Below are 24,968 nucleotides of genomic sequence, written 5' to 3'. Positions count from 1 at the left end.
TCCACACTAATAACTGACGTTTTTGTCAGGCCGTTAAACCTGATCATTCAACTTGGCTACTTATCCATATGAATAACTCCACACTGTCAGATACAGAATTAGCTGCATTATTGGATGCATTTTCAGAACCCGCTGCTGTTTTGTCGGGTGATTATATGATCATTGCTGCGAATCAAGCCTACCGAGACCACTATGCGCAATTTGGTCAAGTTGCAGGCCTACATTGTTACCAAGTTTCACATGGTTATCAGCGGCCTTGTGATCAGGAAGGCGAGTCTTGTCCTTTACAGCGCTGTAAGCAAACGGGGTTACGTCAAAGAGATTTACATTTACATAATACAAACCATGGTCAGGAACATGTAGATGTAGAACTATTACCAATCCCTGTAGGGGAAGAGGACCCCCATTATTTTCTTGAGGTTATGCATTTGGTCAAAGTAGCCAATGCAAAACCAGAAGGTGAAGGGTTGGTGGGTAGCTCTAGAGCTTTTAACCAGATGATCTCTCTTATTCAGCGGGCCGCACCGAGTATGATCTCTGTTTTATTATTAGGGGAATCAGGTACCGGAAAAGAGCTAGTCGCTAAAGCGCTTCATGTTGCTAGTAAACGTTCACAAAAGCCCTTTGTGACGGTTGAGTGCTCTGGATTAAGTGAGAATCTTTTTGAAAGTGAAATGTTTGGTCATGAAAAAGGAGCATTTACGGGGGCGGTTAATACAAAAGAGGGTCTTGTAAGTGCGGCCCGAGGAGGTACTTTATTTCTTGATGAAGTCGGTGATATCCCTCTATCTTTACAAGTTAAATTACTGCGTTTGATCGAAACGGGTACTTATCGTGCCGTTGGTGGTGTTGAGTTAAAACATGCGGATTTTAGATTAGTCTGTGCAACCCACCAGAATTTAGCTGATAAGGTGGAGGCGGGGCTTTTCCGACAGGATCTATACTATCGTATCAGTTCATTTCCCATTGATCTTCCCTCATTAAGGGAGCGCGTTGAAGACATTCCTCTGCTGGTTGAAATTTTACTAAAACGACTTGTTGATAGTGAAGATATTGGCACTGAGGCCAAAGCGCTAACTATTAGTAATGAAGCGATGGATCTTTTACAGGCTTATAGCTACCCAGGTAATATACGAGAGCTAAGAAATATTCTCGAACGGGCTATGCTTTTATCCGATTATCAAGTGATCACCCCTGAACACCTACCGGAACATATAAAACCTCACCTCCAAAATAATGCCTTCTTAGATCAGACAATAATAAAAACGCTCCCAGAGAATAGTGGGAATGGCCACAAACTGATCCCTTTAGCTGACCTTGAAGCTCTTTATTTAACTCAGATTAAGAAAAGCACATCTTTAAAAAATAATGAGTTAGCGAGCCAGTTAGGTATTAGCGAGAGAACGCTCTATCGAAAGCTGCAGGGGCTTTAAGCCATATTATATGGCTGTGTGTTAAGGAGCATAGTTGTATTTTTATACAGTTTTTATATAAGCAATTCATATATTAGTTTTATACGATGGTCGCATTCTTGTATATTCGGCAATGGCATATAGTTATATCCAAAGATAATATAAAAATAATAAGTGCTTTGAGTACGCCACTTGGAGGCATCAATGTCGAAGATTATCAAAGGGCCAAGTACGCGTGAACTAATGGAGCAGATGGTTCAAGAATCTGAACATCTATCTCTTAGTGATCGTCGAGACTTTCTGCGAAAAGGGGTAGCCGCAGCGGCAGGAATAGCTGCAACAACATTTGCAGGTCGTTCCATTGCTGCAGAAATTAATAAAGCAAACCTTCCCCCTAATGAACCCGCTTGGGGCAAACAGTTAGGCCACGGTGTCGTAGAGCAGCCTTATGGATCACCGTCCCAGTTTGAAAAACATGTCGTACGTCGTACCGTTCCATGGTTAACGGCAGATTCTATCGCATCTATCTCAATGACCCCTCTACAAGACTTAAAAGGCATCATCACGCCTAATGGACTTGTTTTTGAGCGTTATCATGGGGGCGTACCTCAGATTAATCCTGATGAACATCGTTTAATTATTCATGGTTTAGTTGAGCGACCACTTATTTTTACCATGGAAGACCTTATGCGCTTTCCATCGGTTTCTGAAATTAAGTTTATCGAATGTCCGGCTAATGGTGGAATGGAGTGGAAAGGGGCTCAAATGGAAGCCTTGCAGTTCACTCATGGTATGTTGAGTTGTTGTGAATGGACGGGCGTACCTTTACGTGTATTGCTAGAGGAGGCCGGTGTTAAACCAGAAGGGAAGTGGATCTTAGCGGAAGGTGCCGATGGTGCGCATATGAGCCGCTCAATACCATTAGAAAAAGCCTTGGATGATACGCTTGTTGTCTATGCGCAAAATGGTGAAATGTTACGCCCTGAGCAAGGTTACCCTTTACGATTATTGAACCCCGGTTGGGAAGGAAATACCTCAATCAAATGGCTTCGTCGCTTAGAGGTAGGTGACCAACCCTGGTACCACCGCGAAGAAACATCTAAATATACAGATCTAATGCCGGATGGCCGCGCACGTAAGTTTACCTTTGTTCAAGAGGCAAATTCCGTTATTACAACACCATGTCCAGAAAACCCATTAGTTAAACCAGGGTTTGTCGAGATAGAAGGGTTAGCTTGGTCGGGGAGGGGAAAGGTAAAGCACGTAGATATCTCTTTTGATGGCGGTGTCACTTGGGTGCCAGCAAATTTGAAAGGGCTTGTGTTGGATAAATCATTAACTCGCTTTAGTTTGGTGACTAAGTGGAACGGCCAGCCTTGGCTTCTTCAGTCTCGCTCTGTTGATGAAACAGGCTATGTTCAACCGACCTTAGGTCAGTTACGTGAAGTTCGTGGTGGTAATTCGATCTACCACAAAAACTCTATTCACACATGGAAGGTTGCACCAACAGGGGAGATTACAAATGTTCAAATCACTTGATATTAAAACGCCCCTAATTGTACTTACTTTAGGTGTAACGTTGAGCCTAAGTGGCGGATTTATATATGCTGGCCAATTTGACATTGGTGAGACAGCAACGGCTGAGCAGATAGAGGGTTGGGATATTGATATCCGCCCTGACGGGAAAGGTTTACCGGAAGGACGTGGCACGGTCGAAGCGGGTGAGGTCTTATACGAGGAGCGTTGTGCTACTTGTCATGGTTTGTTTGGTGAAGGTGAGGGGCGCTGGCCGGTTCTTGCTGGCGGGCAGGGGACGCTTAAAGATGAACGTCCTACGAAAACGGTTGGTTCTTATTGGCCATATGCGTCTACACTATACGACTATATTCGACGTGCAATGCCATTTACTGCGCCCCGCTCGTTGTCAGATCAGCAAGTTTATGATGTTACGGCTTATGTGCTTTATTTAAATGAGATCGTTGAGGACGATTTTGTATTAACAAAAGACTCTTTAGCGAGCATTGAGATGCCTAACCAAGACAACTTCTTTGTAGATCCGCGCCCTGATGTGCAAAATAAGCGTTGTATGGAGAACTGTGCAGATCCTAAAAAGCTTATGATTACAGGAACTCTTAAGGGGATAACGCCTGTTGGTCACTTTGTTCAAGGTGCTGACGCACCCGCTGCATCTCATGATGCACAGATGGAGAAAGAGCAAGAGGAAGAGAAACAGCGTAAAGCTAGTATTACAGGCGAAGCGATTGCGGAGCAACACACTGTTGAAGCGGCCTCACTATCCGAATTAGCGTTGGCAGGGAAAACAACTTACGAAGGGGCTTGTAAGGTTTGTCATGGATCAGGTTTAACAGGTTCCCCCAAATTTGGTGATTCAGACGCTTGGTCTGCTCGTATTAAAAAAGGGATGCCAGTGCTGCTTGATCATGCCATTAATGGCTTTTCGGGTGATACCGGTGTGATGCCACCTAAAGGTGGGAGAGTCGATCTTAGTGATAAGCAGGTTGAACAAGCAGTGGCTTACATGGTTGAATCTAGCCAGTAAGCCTCATTAATATATAAAATCTAGTAATTAACTAGATTTTATCGCCCACATGGGCATTTTATAACAATAAAAATACTGTCGTTAGACAGAACTCCGGAGGAGAAATAATGCGTAAGCTGAGCACCTCTCTCTGTGCGGCTGGTTTATTGACTATGGTTACAGCGGGTTCCGCTGCAGCTGATAATCATGATGATCAGATTGCATTGGGGAAAGCCGTTTATATGGATAAGTCTCGGGGTAACTGTATCTCTTGTCATACCATCGCTGATCCAGATGCGAATTTGGCAGGGCATCAAGGGCCACCGACACTTTCGATGAAAACCCGTTTTCCAGATAAACGTAAATTACGTGCCCAAATTTGGGATGCAAGTAAAAACAATCCTCTGACAATTATGCCTCCAGTAGGGAAGCATTGGATTTTGTCAGAAGAAGAAATTGATGCTGTCGTAGAGTATATCTACCAGTTCTGATCTCCCAAAATGGGTGAAGAAAGAGGAAATTTAGAATGAGCATAAATCGTCGTTCAGTCATAAAAGCGATTGCTGCAAGTGGAGCTTTGGTGGGTGCTAGTGTATTGGTACCACGTATTGCAATGGCAGCATGGACACAGAGTGCGTTTAAAGCAGAAGATCAAGAGACTGCTATGCAAGAGTTGCTTGGTGGTACAGCAGAAGAAAGTGCAGAGGTGACATTAAAAGCACCTGATATCGCAGAAAATGGTGCCGTTGTCCCTGTCACTGTTCGCTCTAGTTTAGCGAATGTTGAGTCAATGAGTATTTTTGTCGAGCACAACCCAAACCCACTTGTTGTTGAATTCATTATTCCAGCAGGCACAGATGCTGATGTATCTACACGTTTACGTATGGGCAAAACCTCTAAGGTAACCGCCGTTGTTAAAGCTGATGGAAAGCTTTATAGCGCTTCAAAAGAAGTAAAAGTTACTATCGGCGGTTGTGGCGGTTAATCCAGTTAAGCTAATACAGAGGTATGAATCATGGCTAAGGGCATTTTAAAAGTTAAAGCGAAGGTTTCTGGTGATAAAACCAAAGTTAAATTGATGGCTAAGCACATCATGGAAAGCGGCCAGCGCAAAGATAAGAAAACCGGTGAATTGATCCCTGCTAAGTTCTTGCAGGAGCTGAAAATCATGCATGCAGGTAAAGAGGTTTTTGTCGCTAACCTTGGAACCGCAGTATCTAAAAACCCTTATTTTGCGTTTAACTTTGCAGGTGGTGCGGCAGGTGATGACCTGACCATGACTTGGATTGAAAACACAGGTGAGACGGCTACAGAAACTGCCAAAGTAAAATAATTAGCAAATATCCAGTACTGGGTAATGCTTTGGGGTGAATGATGAAAATAATAAGAAAATTAGCGCTGGGTTTGACGGTTGCTGCTGCAACACAAATGACTTACGCAGCGGATACTGGATTCGACATGCAAACGGTCGATCCAGAGGCGGATAGGATTGCGCTACAAAAATATTACAAATCTCGCTTCCCTAATACGGAATTAGCAGATTATGTAAATGGTATCTATTCAGTTGATGCGGATTCAAGGGAACAGTGGGTAGAACTTGAAGAGTTCCCTCCTTATGAATTTGATGTAGAGCAAGGAGAAGAGCTTTTCAACACAGCCTTTGCAAACGGGAAAGGTTATGCGGATTGCTTTGAAAACGGAGGCATAGGCATTCGCCATAAATATCCGTACTGGAATAAGGAAGAAGGTACGGTTAAAACACTTGAGCAAGAGATCAATGAGTGCCGAGTGAAGAATGGTGAGGAAGCGCTTAAATGGTCTAAAGGCCCGATAGCTCAAATATCAGCTTATATGGCATGGACTTCACGGGATAAGGTTTTTGATATACAGATTCCTGAGGACGATCCTAGAGCCAAAGCTGCCTATTTAGAGGGTAAGAAGTTCTTTTATTCTAAGCGTGGTCAGTTGAACCTATCTTGTGCAAATTGTCACCTTCAAGGCTCGAATATTCGTATTCGTGCAGACCTACCGGGTCCTCAATTAGGACATGTGACTCATTTTCCTGTTTTCCGCTCTAAATGGGGAGAGTTAGGTACTTTGCACCGTCGTTACAGTGGTTGTCATAGAGATTCTCGTTCACACCCATTGAAACCTCAAGCTGAGGAGTTCCGTAACTTGGAGTATTTCCAGAGTTATATGTCTAACGGTCTTGTGGCTAATGGCCCTGGTGCACGTAAGTAATAGGAGGGTAGCAACATGAATAAAGGTTTAATTATTGCTGCTGTTCTGGCGCTTGCGCCAACATTTGCCGCAGCTGAAAGCTTTCAAGATGCGTTTGAGATGAACCGTGCTATGTATGGTAAAGATCATGTTTTTACCTGGCAGGGAAAGCAGTATACAACTCAGCATGAAGAGGAGGCTGAGGCCGCTGTTAAAGCGACTAAGGCGAATGCTGAGGCATTATTGGACAAAGCTAAGGCGAAAAATGCTGAAGTGGCTGAGCTAGGTTACGAATGGAAACTGACTCGAGGTCTTCTAAAAGAAGCTCAAACGGCGATTGATGAGGGTGATTATCAAAAAGCTCTTAATTTAGCGGCACAAGCTAAATATCACGCACGAATGGGTATTCAGCAGTATCATTATGCGCAGGCAAATTGGCATCTTGCCGTTCCTCAATAGGGAAGCGCTAATATCGTCCAGAGAGCAAACATAATCGGTTTACTCTCTCATAATGTACTTTTAAAAATACCTGCTGAGGTTCTACGCAGCAGGTTTTTTTTCCTCAAAAGAGGTGATTATTTATGTCGATGACACGCCGTGAATTTGCTCGTTTGTTAGGTATGGCGGGCGCTGCGGGGGTTCTTCCTGCAACAGGTTTTGCCGCAAAGAAACAGCCTTCAGATCTATATGAAATCCCTAAAAGTGGTAATGTTCGTCTTCTACACATGACAGATTGTCATGCCCAGTTACTCCCTGTGTATTTTCGTGAGCCAAATGTTAATTTGGGAATTGGTAAAGCCTATGGCCAAGCACCTCACCTTGTGGGTGATAAGCTGCTTAATCATTTTGGAATTAGTTCCGGGTCACTTGAAGCGCATGCATTTACCTATTTGAATTTTGGTGATGCTGCTAGTCGTTACGGAAAAGTAGGCGGCTTTTCCCATCTTAAAACCTTAGTGGATCGCTTACGCCAAGATTATGGATCGGAAAGTACACTTCTATTAGATGGTGGGGATACTTGGCAAGGTTCAGGCACCGCATTTAAAACGCGCGGTATGGATATGGTTAAAGCTACTAATGAGCTCGGTGTTGATGTTATGACCGGTCATTGGGAGTTTACTTACCACCAAGAGGAGATCCTTAATAATATAAAAGCCTTCAGCGGTGAGTTCCTCGCCAACAATGTTTTTGTAACAGAAGATGCGCTTTTTGATGGGGCTGATGAGTATATTTTTGATGAAGATAGTGGTCATGTCTTTAAGCCTTATTCGATTAAAGAGATAGGTGGAGCACGTATTGCCATTATTGGGCAAGCTTTCCCTCGCACTAAGATAGCCAACCCAGCGCGTTTTATCCCTGATTGGACCTTCGATATTTATGATAACGAGATGCAGGCTTTAGTTGATAAAGTGCGTACTGAAGAAGGCGTTGATGCTGTTATTGTTCTGTCACACAACGGTATGGATGTAGATTTGGCGATGGCCAGCCGAGTGTCGGGTATCGATGTTATTCTAGGTGGGCATACACATGATGGCATGCCGCAACCCACTACAGTTAAAAATGCTACCGGCCAAACACTTGTATGTAATGTAGGTTCAAATGGTAAATTCCTAGGTGTTATGGACCTCGATCTACGCAAGGGGAAAGTGCATAGTTACAACTACCGATTGATGCCGGTGTTTTCTGAAATGCTACCACCTGAGCCAAACATGGCTAAGCTTATCAATGATATTCGAGCGCCTCATTTGGGATGGTTAACTGAAGAGCTGGCACTTGCTGATGAAGTGATGTTTCGTCGAGGCAACTTTAATGGGACATTTGACCAGCTAATCTGTAATGCGTTAATGGATGTTAATAGTGCTCAGATATCATTGTCCCCAGGTTTCCGTTGGGGAACCTCAGTCCTTGAAGGACAGATGATTACTATGGAGCATGTTTTAGATCAAACCTGTCTGACCTATCCTGAAACTTATGTGAGACCGATGAAAGGTTCAGAGCTTAAGTTAATTCTGGAAGATGTGGCAGATAATATCTTTAATCCAGAGCCATATCTGCAGTCTGGTGGCGATATGGTTCGTGTTGGTGGTTTTGATTATATCTGCGACCCTATGCAACCTATAGGTAAACGTATTAGTGAAATGACGCTCGATAATGGTGAGCGTATTGATGCGAATAAAACCTATACAGTATCAGGCTGGGCGACGGTAGGTTCCCAATCTGAGGGGCCGATTATTTGGGATGTAGTGGCTGATCACTTACGTGATAAAGAGGTCGCACGTATTGATAAATTGAATACACCTATTTTGAAAAATGTGGGTAATAATCCAGGAATAGCCGATTACGCTAAAATGGTGTCATAACGTTTAGGTGGTCAAACAGAGTGGAAGCCCCTTTTTAGCGATTAAGAAGGGGCTTTTTTATTGGGAGTAGCATATGGAAAAATAGCAGAATCCCTCCTTTTTTGTTTAAATAGCCGCCAAGCGAAATAATCCAGATCTGCTTCAGGGGAGAAATTGTGAAACCATTAAAAAGCATGCTTAGAACATCTGTATTATCTCTAGTCCTAATCGGGTTAACTGCTTGTAATGCGGCAGGCGTAAAAACCGACCCATCGACTGAGGCCGCTGCCGAAAATAGCCAATCAACAGAGGCTAATGCGTCGTCTAAAAGTAAAAGCGAATCCGCCTCAGATTTACCCGGAGCTAATGCTAGTGAAAAACTAGATGTTGTCGGTAATCGTTTGACAGCCGTGCAGGATCATTTGCTACAAATCAAATCTCAGGCTGCCCAATTACAGCAACAGAACCAAGCACTTTCTTTACAGATTCAAAGCTTGAAAACAGATCTGCAAGGCTCATTGGCTCAATCCGATTCCCCTGATTCTACGCAGGCAGCACCCACACCTGATGCTTTTAATGGCGTATTAGACCAGATAACGATGATGGCTAACGAATTAAGTAGTCAAGTGCAAGATGGTTCCTATCGTATAGTCTCTGCTTATACCGCAAAGGATCAGTGGATTTTAATACGCTATCATCGTTTTACGGGAGAGGCTTGGTTAGCCGACCAAGGGGCGTGGAACCTTCTTGAGGAAAGTGGTGCGACAGGCACGGCGGAATATGAAGTGGTTTTACTGCGTGCAGATGGTGATGGCAAAGGTTATGTTGCTGCTAGGATTGATCGTATTACCGGTGAAACCTGGTGGTTAAGAGAGAATATGTGGCAATCTTATGTTAATTACTAAGGTTAGTGGTTAGTGCAAAAAACGTTTACAAACAAACCTAATGTAGATGAGTTGATTAGTCTGTTTAATCAACTTTTTTTCGATCGCTATAATACGGTGTTAATTAAAGGGGAGGATGAGCCTATCTACCTTCCTGCGGATAATAGTTCACCGCATAACCGAATCGTTTTTGCTCATGGCTTTTTCGCCAGTGCACTACACGAGATTTCCCATTGGTGTGTGGCCGGAGCTAAACGTCGAGAGCTGGTGGATTTTGGTTATTGGTATAAGCCAGATGGTCGTACCGCTGAAGAACAAAGAGAATTTGAAAAGGTTGAGGTTCGCCCTCAGGCTTATGAATGGATTCTTTCAGTTGCTGCAGGTCATCGCTTTCACTTTAGCGCCGATAACTTATCATCGGAGATAGGCGCAAGTGATCACTTCCAAGAAAATGTACTCAAAATGGTTCATGGGTTACTGGATCATGGCTTGCCTGAGCGAGTGGGTATGCTGGTTGAGGCTTTGCGAATCCACAATAATCGCGAACCTTTATCAAAAAACGAATTTAAGCTTTAAGTCACACTGTTTTATTAATTGATCAGTTTAATACACTTTTATCTAGCACACCTTTATCAATGAGCAGCTGTAAGACTTTTGTGCATTCTAGTTTTACATGGTCGCGCAGTAATCTTACTGCTGGTGTAATTGATTGCCGAGTGGGGCAGACTAACCAGAGTTCGCTGGAGCGAGGTTTGAAGTTGGGCATGACATTGACGACCCGATCATTAAGTAAGTCGTTTGACATATCAAGACAAGATTTAACAGCAAGTCCTTTCCCCGCGACACACCAGCGTCGTACCAGATCACCGTCATTTGATGCACGATTGCCACTCATTTTTATTTTGTAATTATTCTGATCGTCCCTGAAGGTCCAAACATTATGAATCACATCATGTAGTTGGTAAAACAACCCATTGTGAGACACAAGATCATGGGGATGTTGAGGTGTGCCATTGTTTTCTAAATACTCCTCTGTCGCACAGAGTAAGCCGGGAACATTACAGATCTTAAATCCATAAAGGTTACTATCTTCTGGTGAACCATAACGAAATGCCATATCTACTGAGTCGCGATAAAAATCTATATTACTATCACTGATGTTAATGCGAATACTTAAGTCAGAATGAGTTTCCATAAACTGATCTAACAAGGGATTGAGTAGATTTCGCCCTAGATCTGATGGAATAGCGATTCTCAACTCACCGTCAATAATATCTAAATCGCCTTTTACGTTTTGTCGTGCTTGATCAAGCATGAGCATCGCTTGTTCGCATAAAGGGAGATATTTTTCGCCCGCACTGGAAATACGAAGGTGACGAGTGGTACGTACAAACAGCTCAACGCCGAGTGATGTTTCTACCCGTTTTAAGGCAGCGCTAGCGGTAGCTGTACGCATATCTAGATTAGTTGCAGCAGCCGTAATACTTTTAAACTCAGCAACTTTAAGCACAACCTGAAGATCTTCTAATAACATATTCTCAAATTATATTTGATAATGATTCCATTATTATCCTGTTTAATAGGTTCTAATCAAGCTTTAAACTTCTTTTCAGTCAGTTCTTAGTTGTACCGCGTTTGTTAATCGGTCGGCTGAACAGAATAAAATCCCATGGTTGGGGCAGATGAATTGGAGATACATATTATGAAAGCTGTTGGATATATTAAAAACCTACCTATTGCTGATGACAGATCTTTACTTGATATTGAGTTAGATCAGCCCGTTGCAACAGGCCAAGACCTTCTAGTTAAAGTTAAAGCGATCGCGGTTAATCCGGTGGATTATAAAATTCGTCAAAATGTTCCTTCCGAAGATGAGAAGTATAAAGTGATTGGTTGGGATGCGGTTGGTGAAGTTGTTGCAACAGGCGAGGCGGTAACCCAGTTCAAAGCGGGTGATGTAGTATATTACGCAGGTGATCTGAATCGACAGGGTAGTAATGCTGAATATCAGTTAGTGGATGAGCGTTTGGTTGGATATAAACCTAAGAGCCTGTCCGATGCCGAGGCTGCAGCACTTCCCTTGACGACAATTACTGCCTGGGAAATGCTGTTTGAACATCTTGAGTTGAAGAAACAATCTATTGGCGCTAATACAAAATCTAAAGAAGTGATTTTGGTTATCGGAGCGGCCGGTGGGGTTGGTTCCATTTTAGTTCAATTAGCTAAGACTCTAACCGGTGCAACAGTGATTGGTACGGCCTCACGGGAGAGTTCACAAGCATGGGTGAAAGAACTCGGAGCTGATTATGTTGTGGATCATACCCAACCATTACCACCGCAGATTGAAGCCTTAGGTATAGGCCAAGTTTCCCATATTGCGAGTTTAAATAGTACTGACACCTATTTTGAAACTTATGTTGAGCTGCTGAAACCTTTTGGCCGGATCGCAATGATTGATGATCCTGTAACGCCTCTGGATGTGATGAAAATGAAGCCTAAGAGTTTATCCTTACATATAGAGTTTATGTACGCCCGTTCTATGTTCCAAGCCGATGATATGATTGAGCAGAGCCGTTTACTTAGTGCCGTAGCTGATTTGGTGGATCAAGGCTATATTAAAACAACCTTAGGTAAAAATTTAGGCAGGATTAATGCTGCAAACTTAAAAGCGGCACATGCTTCTTTAGAAGATGGTCGTTCCATCGGCAAGATTGTTCTTGAAGGTTTCTAAATAGAGATGAAATGTTAAGCGGAATGCTAAAGTGTTGCCACGGCATTCCGTTTTAATATCCAGCTAAGGCATAAAGGAACAATAATGCAGAAAACTATCCTAATCACGGGGGCGACTGATGGTATCGGCCTAAAAACCGCTCAGATGTTAGTAGCTCAAGGGCACCATGTTTTACTGCATGGTCGAAATGCAGAGAAGCTTGCTAAAACTAAACAGGCGCTTATTGCTAATCCATCAACCCTAAAAGGTGAGGGTGAAGTCGCAGATAGTATAGACACTTATATTGCTGACCTTTCTCAGATGTCACAAGTGATCGCTTTAGCTGAAGCTGTGAAGGCGGCTCATGGGAAGATCGATGTGTTGATTAACAATGCAGGGGTTTTCCGAGCAGAAAATAATACAACCCTTGAGGGGCTAGATATTCGTTTTGCTGTTAATACAATAGCGCCCTATTTGTTGACGCATAGCTTACTGCCGTTACTTGGTGAAAAGGGGCGTGTTATTAACCTCTCATCAGCAGCTCAAGCCACCGTTAATATTAATGCTTTAATTGGGAATGTTGTTGTCGAAGATGATTTTTCTGCGTACGCACAAAGTAAATTGGCGCTTACAATGTGGTCTAAGGCATTAGCTCAGAAGGCAGGTAGCCCAATAGTTATTGCTGTTAATCCAGGTTCAATGCTGGGTAGTAAAATGGTAAAAGATAACTTTGGCGTTGAGGGTGGAGATGTTGCTAAAGGCGCACATATTTTGATGCGTTTAGCTCTTGATGATGAGTTTGAAAGCAAATCGGGTGGGTATTTCGATAATGATCTAGGGCATTTTTCTACTCCTCATCTGGATGCGTTAGAGGTCAATAAGTGTGAAGAGATTGTTAATGGGATCAAAAAAGTTTTAAGGCTTTAACGTCAAGTAGGGCCCAATTTATATAGAGTACCAATAAAAAAGTCCTGAAGATTCAGGACTTTTTTTATTAACTGCCGGTTATCACTAATGGCGGTTTTTTATTGGTACTATCGATTTAATGGTGGTGTTTATGTTCTGTCATACCGGCCATGATTTTTTGCACAGGAAGCATTAGCTGTTGGTTACTACCGTCAGAAAACGTTAGCGTCATATCAATCTCTGTTCCTTCAACTAAATCCTGCTTAAGACCAATTAGCATGACATGATAGCCACCCGGTTGTAGGCTGACTTTACCTTCAGCAGGTAACTTTATTTGATCAACTTGGCGCATTTTCATTATGCCGTCCTCGTTGATATGGTTATGTAGTTCAACTGTTTCAGCAACACTGGAGCTTGCAGAAAGCAAAGAAACAGCTTTCGAGTCGGTATTGTGTATTACCATAAACGACGCGCTATTCATTTGCCCTGGAGGGACGGCACGGGCATAAGGGTTTTCAATAGTTACGTCGGCAGATGCATGGATTGCCGTTAACCCTAAAGTGCCGATGATGCATGCACGACTTATCAATGTCTTAATCATTTCCGATTCCTTTTACAATAAATTACGAATTTCGGTAGCAAGTTCTTTAGGTGGTAGTGCATGTGGAAGTGCTTTAGCAAGCTCTCCTTCACGATTAATTAGGTAGAGTTTGGATGAATGGTCTACAGCGTATCCCATCGCAGACTCTTCCAGATCTACCATGCGATAGAATGCACCATATTGTTTAACCACTTGATCAATGGTGGCTCTATCTGCAGTCGCACCGATAAAATTAGGATGAAAAAAAGCAGTGTATTTCGCTAGTTTTTCAACGCTGTCCCGTTCAGGGTCCACACTCATAAATATGCCTACGACCTCTTTTTGTTCCTCGTCAGATAGATTATGTAATCCCTGGGATGCAACTGCGAGAGCGGTTGGACAGATGTCAGGACAAGAGGCGTAGCCTATAAAAAACAGTACGACTTTGCCGCGATAGTCTTCAAGTTTAAGTGGACCTTGCACGCTTTCAAGGGTGAAGTCTCCCCCTAGTTGTTCACCCAGCGCGATTCTATTTTCGATCGGCTGGGGACGAAAATAGAAAGCAATGGCAACACCCGCTAACATAACGGCGGTTAAAAGAAGAAGATTACGCAGTGTTTTCACAATAAATTACCTGTACTGAATATCATTTGAGCTTGTGTTATTTAGCATCGAAGAAAAAATCGGCCTGGGTTAGCTCTCCCTTATGCTCTGTAACAACAGAGGTCACCCATGTCATTGTGCCTGTAGTACAAACCCCAAGAGTGACTTCTCCGCGCCAAAGGTCTTGTTCTCCAGTGACTTTGTTGAGCATAACTTGGTTGAGACCCATAAACATATCTCGACCTTTTAAATCTAGCATCACTTGATCGGCGGCAATATCTTGAAGCTTTACTTCAAACTCCAGAGGTTTAGCTGAGCTAATGGTCGGGGTGTTAATTTTTAGGCTAATTGCCCCAGTACTATCACTGGCTTTACAGAATGATTGGGTTAGTTCGCACCCGGGAGTTGATTGCAAAATACGCGTTTGTGGGGGGGTATTATGCATCAGCTGTGGTAGATATATAACAGAACCTAAACCAAAGATGGCTGCAACGATGATCATCACTTGAAGGAGATGGGGGCTTTTACCTTTGGTTTGCTTCATTCTATAGCTATCCCGAGTGCTGTTGTATTTTACTGGTTAAATAGTGGGTAAGAGAAGTGACAAATTGTCGCATAAAGGGTTCAAACATACTGCTAAGAAGTATAGAGACAATCTAACAGATTTTTTTGGATAGCCTCCTTTGCTAATGCTTGGGTAGTGATTATCTCAAGTCGGGAGTCTCGACGGTAAGCAATAGGTGAAAATGTTGCCTCATCGATCACCTGATTATAAAGCACCCAGCCTTCGTCAGTATGGAAAACACCCTTTATACGCTGTATTTTCAGTAAACTCTTGAAGACGCTTTTAAGGGAATCTAGCTTAAAAATATCCTCGCTATTAAAAACCCATCCACAACTATAGAGCCCATTACTTTGTCCCTCTTTAACGAAGGGCATAGCGGGTTTAGGTATCAGCTGCAGCTGAACTGCAGGTAAAGAGACTTTACTGGACGTATTCGGTGTAGCTAAATTGGAAGTTGATCTTTCAGCGTCCGAATGAGCATCAGGGAAGAGAGCCTGACGTCCTCCTTTACCGATAAGATCAAGCAGATTAAGAGACACCTCACCATTAACGCTTTTTATCACTGCTTGTTTTGGTGGGAAGAGCATGCTGGATTGCTGCTCAGCAAAGGAGGTTTGTGCCTCAGTGGCTAAATCAGTTTTGTTTAAGACAATAACATCAGCTAAATTAATTTGATCTTGGAACGTAGGATTACTCACCGTCTCTGGATTATCTAAGCTACGTGGATCTAATAAACAAATGACTGAACGAAGATCCAAAATATCGCGAAAATTTTCATTTTGTAGGGTATCTATAATTCCCGCAGGATGACCTATACCTGTAGGTTCGATGATCAAGCGGTCCGGCTTAGAGCGACGAAGCAGTATAGCGAGTGTTGAGGTTAATGCAGGCCCTAATGCACAGCAGATACACCCACCGGCAAGTTCTTTAATTGCGACACCATCAGATGGTTTTTCCATTACCGCTTGATCAATACCGATCTGCCCAAACTCATTAACTAATATTGCCCACGTTTCATTCTCAGGCTTTTGCGATAAAAGTGCATTGATGGCGGTGGTTTTTCCTACCCCAAGGAAGCCCGTAATTATGTTCGTAGGTATATTTTCTAACTTAGGCATAAGATTTGTCTCTTTTATATATTAAGGGCAGTTGTGAAAACAGCATACCGATGAGCATTAAGCTGCAGCCAAGGATACCGAGGAGAGAGAAGCTTTCGTCGAGGAGAAACCATCCACCCAATGCAGCAACGACAGCTTCTAAACTCATAATGACAGCGGCATGGGCAGGCGGTGCGTTTTTCTGCGCCACGATCTGTAAGGTATAGGCGATGCCAACGGATATAAAGCCTGCATAAGCGATAGGCAGCCAAGAGTTAATTGCATTGTTAAGGGTAAATTGCTCACTTTCTAATATCAGTGCGGTGAATCCGCTTAGGGCTGCACAGACTAAAAACTGTAGAATGGCGAGGCGTAAATTGTCCACTTTAGGTGCCAGCTTGGCAATTAATAGGACATGGATTGCCCAGCAAACTGCGCCACATATTTCTAAAATATCACCCCTATTTATCGCTGTTAATTGGTGAAAGCTTAAGAGGTAAAGTCCAATTACGGCAATGCCGCCGCCTAGCCATGTGTTAATGGTTGTGCTTTGTCCAATCCACAATCCCAATAAAGGCACAAAAATAATATATAAGCCGGTTATAAAGCCAGCATTGCCTGCGGTGGTATAGGCTAGGCCCGCTTGTTGAAACGACGCACCGAGAAAAAGTACGCCGCCCGCTGCTAGACCGCTTATTAATAATCGTCTATTACTGTGATCGGATGGTGCTTTGAAAAACATCAATAAAGGAAGGAGGGAGAGGGCTCCTAGTAGAAAGCGTAGCGCATTGAAGCTAAAGGGGCCGAGTAGTTCAAGGCCTAAGCGTTGTGCAACAAAAGCTAATCCCCAAATTATGGCGACAAGTAGTAAAAGCAAATCGGCTTGTATTTTTTTTGTTTGCATTAATCTAGTGGCGCTCTATTAAAGCCCAAGGCTATATGAGTCTTTAAATACTTAAAATAGTTTGCTTAGTGTTGTGCATAGTAGGTATGCAGATTATGCAGGATTATTCCTAATTACACAGTTAAAGACGAGAACTTTATTTTGTAAATAGTGTTGCAAATCATTCTCAATTACAATAATATCGTACTCGCTCATAAGTGATAGGCAGTGGACGACCTCACCTCACAACACTGCCGAAACTTGCTGAATTAACATATGCTCACATGTTGATTCAGCGAACATTGATACTCCCCCTCGATTATCAATGTCTTAAGCTGAATGCTCACCTATTCAGTTTAAACCAGATAAGCCGGACCTTTTGGTCCGGCTTTTTTTATATTTATGCCTGCTTACAAAAAAGATTAAATTATTATCAGAATTTATGTAAATAGTGTTGCAAATCATTCTCATTCGTATATTATCTATATCAACACGTCAGACGGCAGGCTCCCCTCACAAGTTGTGCTGTCATGCTTTAGAAATATCGCATTTCGTGTGTGTAGTCCTATAGGTGCTGAGTTCAGGCCTCAGCGCCTATAGGGATCGGAGAAATCGATTTGGATACTCCAAGCACAGGCTCTTGTCATTAAAGCAAATTGCTTAACCGGATCCCTAAGGGCTCCGGTTTTTTTTATTCAAAAAGTTTAAGCTTCAAATTTAAAAAACTAGTCTCCTTCTGCAAAGGGATAAATGAATTCCCTTTCTATGGAGAGTGTATTTACTTGCCGAGTGCTGTGGAGGGATGACTTCAGCGTTAGGGGGAGGGTGACTACTAGATTGGAGGGAAAAGCTAATAGGGATAAGGTCGGGGGAGTTTGGCTCCCCCAGCGTTTTACATCATTGTCTTTAACTTATGTTAAACCGTTTCATTTTGTTAAATAGGTCTTCAGCCATATTTTTAAAGCTGGTGGCTATTCCTAAAGAGCTTTGTGAGAGCTCTTTCGCTGTCATATTTTGATCATTTAAGTGCGTTAAGTTTTGGTTTATCTCATCCGTTACTTGGCTTTGCTGCTCCGTTGCTGTGGCAATCTGGATCGCCATATCATTGACCTGATTAGCGGATGTGCCAATGGCATTTAAGATTTCTTGTGTGCTCTCTACCAATTCAACGGATGCCGATACTTGCGATGAGCCGTCTCTGATCGATGAAACCGCTTTGCTTACTCCCGATTGAAGCTTCTCAATCATTGATTGAATCTCTTCAGTTGATGCTTGGGTTTTGCTGGCTAGAGATCTGACTTCATCTGATACAACGGCAAATCCACGTCCGTGATCGCCTGCGCGGGCTGCTTCAATTGCGGCGTTTAATGCAAGAAGATTAGTTTGATCAGCGATACCCCTGATAACATCAAGTACTGAGGCAATGCTTTCTGATTCCAAGGCAAGTTTAGAGATCACTTGTTCTGCGTTTGATACAGAGTGTGAAAGGTTTTGAATTTGAACTACAGAGTCATTAATAATGTTGAGCCCATTACTACTGATATCTACTGTTTTAGCTGATTCGGATGAGGTTTGTTGTGCATGTTCAGCCACTTCACGTATAGCTGTATTAAACTCAAATACGGCTGAGGCAATCATCTCCACACCTTGGCTTTGTTTATTAACAATCGCCATGCTGTTATTAGCGGAATCGTGCAGTGTTTGAGCATCGGCATTCATTAATGATGCCCGTTGGCGAATATCCGTTATTAATGTTTCTAAATTGGCGACAAAATCATCAAATACGCTAGCTAATTCGCCTAACTCATCTTTTCTCTGTGAGTTTATTCTAAGCGTTAAGTCTCCATTGCCTTGGCTGATTTCTTTAATGCTGTGGGTTAATTGTGTAATGCTGTTTACTAATAGCTTAGGAGTGAAATAGGTGAGTGCCCCAGCAATAGTGAGTACAATAAGTATAAAAATACCTAAGCTGAGACTGACCTCTTCGATTCTTTGGGCGAGGTGCTCACGTTTATTACGCGATTTTGTGTCAAGAGCTTCACCTGCTAAATCATACAGTCCTCTTAGACTAGCAAAAGCCGGACCCGCCTGCTGGTCGCTCCAAGTTTCAGCTTCATCTATACGTCCATTATCAACTAAGGTAAAAGTTCGTTCTGCTTTTGTCTTCCAGTTATTGAAGGCTGAGTCAAAGGTATCCAGTTGCTGCATAATGTCAGGATATTCCTTCATCAGCGCTCTGTATTGATTCATGCGTTCAAAGGCTTGGTCAGCGTTTTCATTGAAGTCTTTTTTTACTGAGCTGTCTCTTTTACCTAGTAGGTAATTTAATTCAGCTTCTTTGGCCTGATACAGATCCCTGTCTGCATTAAGTACAGCTGAAATGGCGGGTAAGTAATTTGTGCCAAATCGATTAACTCCATCTTTGAGCTCATCGGTTAGTAATTTGGCAGAAAATGAGATTAATAATATAGCTAAAGTCAGCATCACCATCGCTGCTGATAACTTGAACCTGATACTATGGAATATGTTTTTTTTCATTATTATTTTGTTCCTAAATAAACGGTTACCCTCCAATATAGGCTATAAAATCTAAAAGTGGAATTTGTTGATTAGGGTTTTTCTTATAGGGCTTTCAATAGCTCGATAAAATTATCTGATCAGCGGTAAGCTGATGTGATGATGAGAAAATGGGTCTTTTTAAATCTTAAATTTTACTGATAAATAAGTTGATTCGAGAAGGCTGAGTTCTCTCTTACTCGCCCTGTATGCATAACCCCGTTCTTGGTTAAAAAACTTCATTACCCCTCACTCTATTTCTTCGTTATTTGTGTCAATTATTGCTTTTGATTGGCATAAGAAAGCGCACCAAAAAGTTGTCTCATACCAACAAAGGCAGTCATTGCGCAACATTGTCTATCTTTGTCATATATAGCTATTAGGTTGTGAAAATAACTAACCCCTTGTTTTTATTGGTTTAATTTTTTTGGCCCGAAAAATGCTTTGATCTAAATCAATATGAATTTACCGGAGCCGTAGTATGGGTGCATCTATCTCACTTGATTTCATCACACATAGGTTCAGTTCTTCAGCGGAACCTACGCTGAAAGATATTGAAAATCGAATTGAACCAAGCGAACTGGTTGCCCTGATTGGGCGAAGTGGTTGTGGTAAATCCACGCTGTTACACATGATGGCGGGTTTATTAATACCGTCTGAAGGCTGTGTACGTATCAACAGTCATCAGGTGGCTAAGCCTAGTGCAAAGTGGAACATGATGTTTCAGAAAGCATCTCTCTATCCTTGGATGAGTGTGAAAGAGAATGCTGCATTGGGATTGCTTTTTGATGGTGTCCCAAAAGCTGAGGCGGAGGAACGGGTCGACACTTTACTGGATATGGTTGGCCTGAGTGATAAGAAAAATGCCAATGTGCAAAGCCTATCAGGTGGCCAGCAGCAGAGGGTTGCATTAGCGCGTTCACTAGCGACCGAGCCGGAAGTCCTGCTTTTGGATGAGCCTTTTTCTGCGCTTGATGCGTTTACCCGGACTCAGCTTCAGGAAGAGGTGCCCAATATCTGCCGTGAACGGGGGATAACTATGGTGATTGTGACCCATGATATTGATGAAGCGGTTGCGATGGCTGATCGCGTATTAATTATGTCTCAAAATCCTGGTCGTATTGTCGGTGAGCAGAAGGTTGATCTGCCTTGGCCGCGACGTCACATGGATACAGGCTTTCAAACTATGCGTGATGAATTAATGCAGCAGTTTAAAGGCACAGATACCGGGTTGGCAGGGCGTAAAGCTGTCGATTCAGATGAATCTGATGTTGCCGAATCTGCCGCGTGATAGCGACCCAATTTTAAGAGGATTTCACAATGAAAAAGCATAAATCTATACAGAATGAAATTTCCGACATAGATCAGGATTATCTACAGAAATATGAGATGAGCCGTCGTGACTTTATGATGGATAGTCTTGCTATGGGTGGACTAGCCACAATGTTTGGGCTTTCAGCGAGTATGCCTGCTTGGGCTGATATTCAACCGCCTGCTGACGAAGTGGTGCGTATTGGTTATCTACCGATTACCGATGCAACGGTGCTATTAGTAGCCCATGAGAAAGGTTTTTTTGCTGAAGAGGGGCTTAAATCAGAGAAGCCTACCCTTATTCGCGGTTGGTCTCCTCTAGTTGAAGGCTTTGCCGCGGGTAAATTTAACCTTGTGCACTTCCTTAAACCTATTCCTATTTGGATGCGATACAACAATGGGTTTCCCGTCAAAATCATGTCTTGGGCACATTTGAATGGGTCCGGTGTGGTAGTTGGGAAACATGTTAAAGCGGATGGTTTTGCTGATCTAGGTGGAAAGCAGGTTGCCGTACCTTATTGGTATTCAATGCATAATATTGTGTTGCAAATGGCGTTACGTCATGTAGGCCTTAAGCCTGTTATTAAGGGGCAGGGGGAGACCGTTGCCGCAGATGAAGTCAATCTTCAGATAATGCCACCACCTGATATGCCGCCAGCATTGGCCGCTAAAAAAATCGATGCTTTCATCGTTGCTGAACCTTTTAATGCTGCGGGTGAGTTGTTAGCGGGCGGTAAAATGTTGCGCTTTACGGGTGATATGTGGCGTAACCATCCTTGCTGTGTTGTGTGTATGAATGAAGTTCAGGTGAACGCTAATCCTGAATGGACGCAAAAAGTGATGAACGCCATTGTTAAAGCTCAGATCTATGCTCAGCAAAACAAGAAAGAAGTCGCCCATATGATGTCTAGGGATGGCAAGCGTTATCTCCCCATGAAAGCGAATGTGGTTGAGCGTGCGATGACACTGTATGGCGAAGAGGATTATGCCACTCCTGATGCGATTCAGAATCCTGAATGGGGCAGCGGTCGTATCGACTTCCAGCCATGGCCATTCCCATCGGCGACGAAGCTTATAGTCAATGAGCTTAAACATACCTTAGTGAGTGGCGACACCACCTTCCTGAAAGAGTTGGATGCAGATTTTGTAGCTAAAGACTTGGTTGATTACCGCTTTGTTAAAGCCGCAATGGAAAAACACCCAGGTTGGGAAAATGCGCCTGGCTTTGATGCAGAAAATCCATTTGAGCGTGAAGAGGTGGTTAAGATATGAGCACTAGCAACACTCAATCATTTGCTATGACGAATGTGGTACCTAATATGCCTCAGTTATTTGGCTGGCTTAAATCATTGCAATATCCTGCGCTGGGTATTGCCTGCTTGCTCGCGCTTTGGTGGGTTGGTGGTTACATGATCGAAAATGATCCGGATCTAAGTGCATTTTCAGCGTTTGCTCCGGCGCCGACCTTTAGTGCCTTGGCAGATTTAGTGCGCAGTGGCGAGGTTTGGGAGCCTATAGGTTCGAGCTTGTATCGCATTTTGGCTGGATTGGTTTGGGGGATTGTTATTGGTGTGCCTGTGGGGGTTGTTGTGGGGTATTTTGCCACTGCTCTAAAAGTCACCAATGTTCCTTTTCAGTTTTTGCGCATGATCAGTCCTTTGGCATGGATGCCCATTGCGGTGCTGGGGTTCGATAGCTGGGACTCGGCTATTATCTTCCTGATCGTGATGGCAACCGTATGGCCGATTATTTTCTCAACGGCGCATGGTGTGCGCCGCATTGATCCTAACTGGTTCAAGGTAGCGCGTAACCTCGGCGCTTCAGGCTTTCAAATGCTACACCGGATCATACTTCCTGCAATTATGACGGATGTCATGGCAGGTATTCGTTTAGCTGTTGGAGTTGCTTGGGTTGTCCTTGTACCTGCTGAATACCTAGGGGTTACTAGTGGTTTAGGCTACGCAATTAACGATGCTAGGGACACATTAGCTTATGACTATCTAGCGGCAGTCGTGCTTGTAATTGGGGTGATCGGCTATTGTTTAGATACGATCTGTAGCGTTTTAATAAAACGTTTTAACTGGCATGTGGAGTAATGGCAGCGTACAGGTTATCCAGTGTTGGTTGCTGGATAACCCAAACGACAGAGCCGTTTTTATAACGGCTTTTCGCATAGTCATCGCAATATACCGATTAACTGTAGTCGGTTTTTCGGGTTGCAGAGGTTAGGGCTTATGGATTACTCAACAGATGTGAATAAAAATGCAGAGAGTGATGCTGGGGCATCAGATCTGACTGTATTGCATGAATCGGCGAAACTTATTGGTCAGTCTGCCACGCCTGAAATCGCTATTTCAGGCACGTTACGATTAATGTCGCAGATGCTGGGGTTGAACCGAGGACGCGTATTACTCCCTTCAGCGACCAATGAAAATCTACAGATTCGTTACAGCTATGGTTTACGTGATGAGGAGCGTCGCTTAGGTGTTTACAAGATTGGTGAAGGGATTACTGGTAGTGTAATGAAAAGTGGCCAGCCTGCGGTCATTCAGAATATAGATGAAGAACAAAACTATCTATTCCGAGCGGTTGATCGAGAGACCTTGCCTGATGGTGTTGTTGCCTATATGGCGGTGCCGATTATGGATGGAAATTCCACTATTGGGGTGCTTGCTGCTCATCGTTTAAGAATGCGACCCCGTGCGATCGATAGTGATCTTATGATTTTACGTATTCTATCCACTTTTATTGCACAGATTATTAGTATCAACAATTTGATTAAGGAGCGCACTAGCTATCTACAGGAGGAGAATAGGGAGCTAAAAGATGCGCTACAAAATCAGAGTGGCGAAAATAACCACGGTATTTTAGGGGAAAGCCAAGCGGTTCGTGATGCTTTGAAGCAGATCAGCCGAGTAGCAGATACAGTGGTTACTGTGCTGCTAACAGGGGAGTCGGGTACAGGTAAAGAGCGCTTTTCTCAGGTATTGCATCTGAATAGCTCGCGTAGGGATCAGCCCTTTGTAGCGATCAATTGTGCAGCTATACCCGAGCAGTTATTAGAATCGGAGCTGTTCGGTCATGAGCGGGGTGCGTTTACCGGCGCGTCTGCGAGTAAAAAAGGTAAGATTGAACTCGCCAGCGGGGGCACTCTCTTTCTTGATGAGATTGGTGATCTGAATATGGAGCTACAATCCAAGCTGCTGCGTATTCTGGAAAATCAGGTTATTCAGCGAGTGGGTGGGGTTAAGGATATCCCTGTTGATGTACGGATCATTACGGCAACCCATAAGAACTTACAAGAGGCGGTTAATAAAGGAACGTTCCGCCTTGACCTTTTTTACCGTCTCAATGTTTTCCCTATTCATCTGCCGCCGTTAAGAGAGCGGGCTGGGGATGTGAGAATATTGGCAAGTCACTTTCTACTTAGCGCAAACACCGAATATAGCCGCCATACCGTGTTTGATAAAGGGGTGATGGATCGTTTAGAAACCTATAATTGGCCCGGTAATATTCGTCAGCTTGAAAATGTCATTAAGCGCTCGGTATTAATCAGTCTTGAGGGAACGATTACGGTCAATGATATAGAGATGATTCTACGGCAGGAGTCCGCCATTAATGAACATCTGGAGGCAGGTCAGCCGTCGGATAGGGTTCCAGCAGGGGCTTCTTTCTCCACTGACCGGACCGAAGCTGCTTTGCCGGCGCAACCTCAATCTTTGCCTTCATCGCCGCAGTCATCGGTTTACGCTTCTACCCAAAATAGGCCCTATAGTTGGGTGCGTAAAGATGAAGCCGGCGCAATAGAAGAGGCACTTAAGCATACGGGAGGGAATAAAACCCGTGCGGCTGCTATGTTGGGGATGTCGCCGCGACAGTTTAGGTATCGTATAGAAAAGCTTGGATTGCCGCTTAATCTTAGCCGCGAATAAAGTATAAATTTATCATACGTGAGGGAGAGGGAATATAGGGATGTTATTCCCCCTTTATAGTACTTGTCAGCTTTTATCTAGAGTGCCAGCGCCGCGCTGCAACCCCTTCATTACAGCTATAGCTGTCTAGCTTATCTAACAGGGCCTTTCTTCTTTCTTTTCAAATGTATATTCCAGTCTCTTTTTATAAGGATTGCTTTCAGTAAGGAGGCCTTAGTGCTCGCAGCTTTCTTGTTGAGGATGATAATTCGCAAATGGCATTGACTGACAATGGTGGACGTTAGTGCGGTTGATAGATTTGTAAAACATTTGAATGATTTCTATCTATTTGTTTTATATATGAATTATTGTTTCTGGAACAGTTGTTGATAGGTATTTACAGGAAGATAAACAATTTTGGACTTATACCTATAAATTATACTTTTCTGGAG

The 24,968-nt window shown here is 43.2% G+C and carries 24 protein-coding genes; 17 read left to right on the top strand and 7 right to left on the bottom strand.

The window, feature by feature from the left end; genetic code table 11:
- Positions 1-68: 68 nt before the first annotated feature.
- The 11 genes from Q4492_RS08095 (at position 69) to Q4492_RS08045 (ending at position 9,970) form a co-directional block, all read left to right on the top strand.
- A complete protein-coding gene (locus Q4492_RS08095) occupies positions 69-1,433 on the top strand; it encodes a sigma-54-dependent Fis family transcriptional regulator (RefSeq protein WP_303416788.1) in 1,365 nt (454 codons plus the stop codon).
- A gap of 183 nt (positions 1,434-1,616) precedes the next feature.
- Positions 1,617-2,951 carry a sulfite dehydrogenase gene (gene soxC / locus Q4492_RS08090; protein ID WP_303416787.1) on the top strand — a complete coding sequence of 445 codons (1,335 nt, stop codon included), beginning with the start codon at positions 1,617-1,619 and terminating at the stop codon, positions 2,949-2,951.
- The gene (locus Q4492_RS08085) at positions 2,935-3,972 is read left to right on the top strand and encodes a c-type cytochrome (RefSeq protein WP_303416786.1); all 1,038 of its coding nucleotides are present in this window, start codon (positions 2,935-2,937) and stop codon (positions 3,970-3,972) included. Before soxC ends, Q4492_RS08085 begins: the two co-directional genes overlap by 17 nt.
- A 107-nt stretch (positions 3,973-4,079) precedes the next feature.
- The gene (gene soxX / locus Q4492_RS08080; RefSeq protein ID WP_303416785.1) at positions 4,080-4,442 is read left to right on the top strand and encodes a sulfur oxidation c-type cytochrome SoxX; all 363 of its coding nucleotides are present in this window, start codon (positions 4,080-4,082) and stop codon (positions 4,440-4,442) included.
- Between the two features lie 35 nt (positions 4,443-4,477).
- Positions 4,478-4,936 carry a thiosulfate oxidation carrier protein SoxY gene (soxY, locus tag Q4492_RS08075; RefSeq protein WP_303416783.1) on the top strand — a complete coding sequence of 153 codons (459 nt, stop codon included), beginning with the start codon at positions 4,478-4,480 and terminating at the stop codon, positions 4,934-4,936.
- Between the two features lie 30 nt (positions 4,937-4,966).
- Positions 4,967-5,284, top strand: a complete 318-nt coding sequence (soxZ, locus tag Q4492_RS08070) for a thiosulfate oxidation carrier complex protein SoxZ (RefSeq protein ID WP_303416782.1) — start codon at positions 4,967-4,969, stop codon at positions 5,282-5,284.
- A 41-nt stretch (positions 5,285-5,325) separates the two neighbouring features.
- Positions 5,326-6,192, top strand: a complete 867-nt coding sequence (soxA, locus tag Q4492_RS08065; protein WP_303416780.1) for a sulfur oxidation c-type cytochrome SoxA — start codon at positions 5,326-5,328, stop codon at positions 6,190-6,192.
- Between the two features lie 15 nt (positions 6,193-6,207).
- A complete protein-coding gene (locus Q4492_RS08060; protein WP_303416778.1) occupies positions 6,208-6,630 on the top strand; it encodes a hypothetical protein in 423 nt (140 codons plus the stop codon).
- A 122-nt stretch (positions 6,631-6,752) separates the two neighbouring features.
- A complete protein-coding gene (gene soxB / locus Q4492_RS08055; RefSeq protein WP_303416776.1) occupies positions 6,753-8,531 on the top strand; it encodes a thiosulfohydrolase SoxB in 1,779 nt (592 codons plus the stop codon).
- A gap of 155 nt (positions 8,532-8,686) precedes the next feature.
- Complete coding sequence (locus Q4492_RS08050; protein WP_303416774.1) at positions 8,687-9,415, top strand: hypothetical protein; 729 nt, start codon at positions 8,687-8,689, stop codon at positions 9,413-9,415.
- Positions 9,416-9,427: 12 nt separating this feature from the next.
- Complete coding sequence (locus tag Q4492_RS08045; RefSeq protein WP_303416772.1) at positions 9,428-9,970, top strand: elongation factor P hydroxylase; 543 nt, start codon at positions 9,428-9,430, stop codon at positions 9,968-9,970.
- A 22-nt stretch (positions 9,971-9,992) separates the two neighbouring features.
- Here Q4492_RS08045 and Q4492_RS08040 read toward each other — a convergent pair whose 3' ends face one another.
- Entirely contained in the window at positions 9,993-10,928 is a 936-nt protein-coding gene (locus tag Q4492_RS08040; RefSeq protein WP_303416770.1) for a LysR family transcriptional regulator, read from the bottom strand.
- Between the two features lie 168 nt (positions 10,929-11,096).
- Here Q4492_RS08040 and Q4492_RS08035 point away from each other — a divergent pair, with 168 nt between their 5' ends.
- The gene (locus tag Q4492_RS08035) at positions 11,097-12,125 is read left to right on the top strand and encodes a zinc-binding alcohol dehydrogenase family protein (RefSeq protein ID WP_303416769.1); all 1,029 of its coding nucleotides are present in this window, start codon (positions 11,097-11,099) and stop codon (positions 12,123-12,125) included.
- Between the two features lie 84 nt (positions 12,126-12,209).
- Complete coding sequence (locus Q4492_RS08030; RefSeq protein WP_303416767.1) at positions 12,210-13,031, top strand: SDR family NAD(P)-dependent oxidoreductase; 822 nt, start codon at positions 12,210-12,212, stop codon at positions 13,029-13,031.
- A gap of 115 nt (positions 13,032-13,146) precedes the next feature.
- Here Q4492_RS08030 and Q4492_RS08025 read toward each other — a convergent pair whose 3' ends face one another.
- From Q4492_RS08025 to Q4492_RS08000, 6 genes are all read right to left on the bottom strand, one after another.
- Positions 13,147-13,611 carry a copper chaperone PCu(A)C gene (locus Q4492_RS08025; protein WP_303416765.1) on the bottom strand — a complete coding sequence of 155 codons (465 nt, stop codon included), beginning with the start codon at positions 13,609-13,611 and terminating at the stop codon, positions 13,147-13,149.
- Positions 13,612-13,623: 12 nt separating this feature from the next.
- On the bottom strand, positions 13,624-14,214 hold the full coding sequence (locus Q4492_RS08020; RefSeq protein ID WP_303416764.1) for an SCO family protein: 591 nt from the start codon (positions 14,212-14,214) through the stop codon (positions 13,624-13,626).
- Between the two features lie 37 nt (positions 14,215-14,251).
- Positions 14,252-14,737: a hypothetical protein gene (locus Q4492_RS08015; RefSeq protein ID WP_303416762.1), complete on the bottom strand. Its 486-nt coding sequence runs from the start codon at positions 14,735-14,737 to the stop codon at positions 14,252-14,254.
- Positions 14,738-14,829: 92 nt separating this feature from the next.
- Positions 14,830-15,876, bottom strand: coding sequence for a GTP-binding protein (locus Q4492_RS08010; protein ID WP_303416761.1), 1,047 nt, complete (start codon positions 15,874-15,876; stop codon positions 14,830-14,832).
- Positions 15,869-16,759 (bottom strand): DMT family transporter, encoded by an 891-nt coding sequence (locus Q4492_RS08005; protein ID WP_303416760.1) that lies wholly within the window; start codon positions 16,757-16,759, stop codon positions 15,869-15,871. Before Q4492_RS08005 ends, Q4492_RS08010 begins: the two co-directional genes overlap by 8 nt.
- 885 nt (positions 16,760-17,644) lie before the next feature.
- Positions 17,645-19,276 (bottom strand): methyl-accepting chemotaxis protein, encoded by a 1,632-nt coding sequence (locus Q4492_RS08000; RefSeq protein WP_303416759.1) that lies wholly within the window; start codon positions 19,274-19,276, stop codon positions 17,645-17,647.
- A 499-nt stretch (positions 19,277-19,775) separates the two neighbouring features.
- Here Q4492_RS08000 and Q4492_RS07995 point away from each other — a divergent pair, with 499 nt between their 5' ends.
- The 4 genes from Q4492_RS07995 to Q4492_RS07980 all read left to right on the top strand — a co-directional run bounded on the left by Q4492_RS07995 (position 19,776) and on the right by Q4492_RS07980 (position 24,537).
- Complete coding sequence (locus Q4492_RS07995; RefSeq protein ID WP_303416757.1) at positions 19,776-20,585, top strand: ABC transporter ATP-binding protein; 810 nt, start codon at positions 19,776-19,778, stop codon at positions 20,583-20,585.
- Between the two features lie 29 nt (positions 20,586-20,614).
- Positions 20,615-21,877 carry an ABC transporter substrate-binding protein gene (locus Q4492_RS07990; protein WP_303416755.1) on the top strand — a complete coding sequence of 421 codons (1,263 nt, stop codon included), beginning with the start codon at positions 20,615-20,617 and terminating at the stop codon, positions 21,875-21,877.
- Positions 21,874-22,701, top strand: coding sequence for an ABC transporter permease (locus Q4492_RS07985; protein WP_303416754.1), 828 nt, complete (start codon positions 21,874-21,876; stop codon positions 22,699-22,701). The genes Q4492_RS07990 and Q4492_RS07985 overlap by 4 nt, the downstream gene beginning before the upstream one ends.
- A gap of 138 nt (positions 22,702-22,839) precedes the next feature.
- Positions 22,840-24,537 (top strand): sigma 54-interacting transcriptional regulator, encoded by a 1,698-nt coding sequence (locus tag Q4492_RS07980; RefSeq protein WP_303416752.1) that lies wholly within the window; start codon positions 22,840-22,842, stop codon positions 24,535-24,537.
- Positions 24,538-24,968: the final 431 nt, after the last annotated feature.

This window comes from Neptuniibacter sp. 1_MG-2023 (assembly GCF_030547185.1).
Lineage (GTDB): Bacteria > Pseudomonadota > Gammaproteobacteria > Pseudomonadales > Balneatricaceae > Neptuniibacter.
Note: the sequence above shows the minus strand (reverse complement) of the source record. Positions and strands in the feature narration are given on the sequence as shown.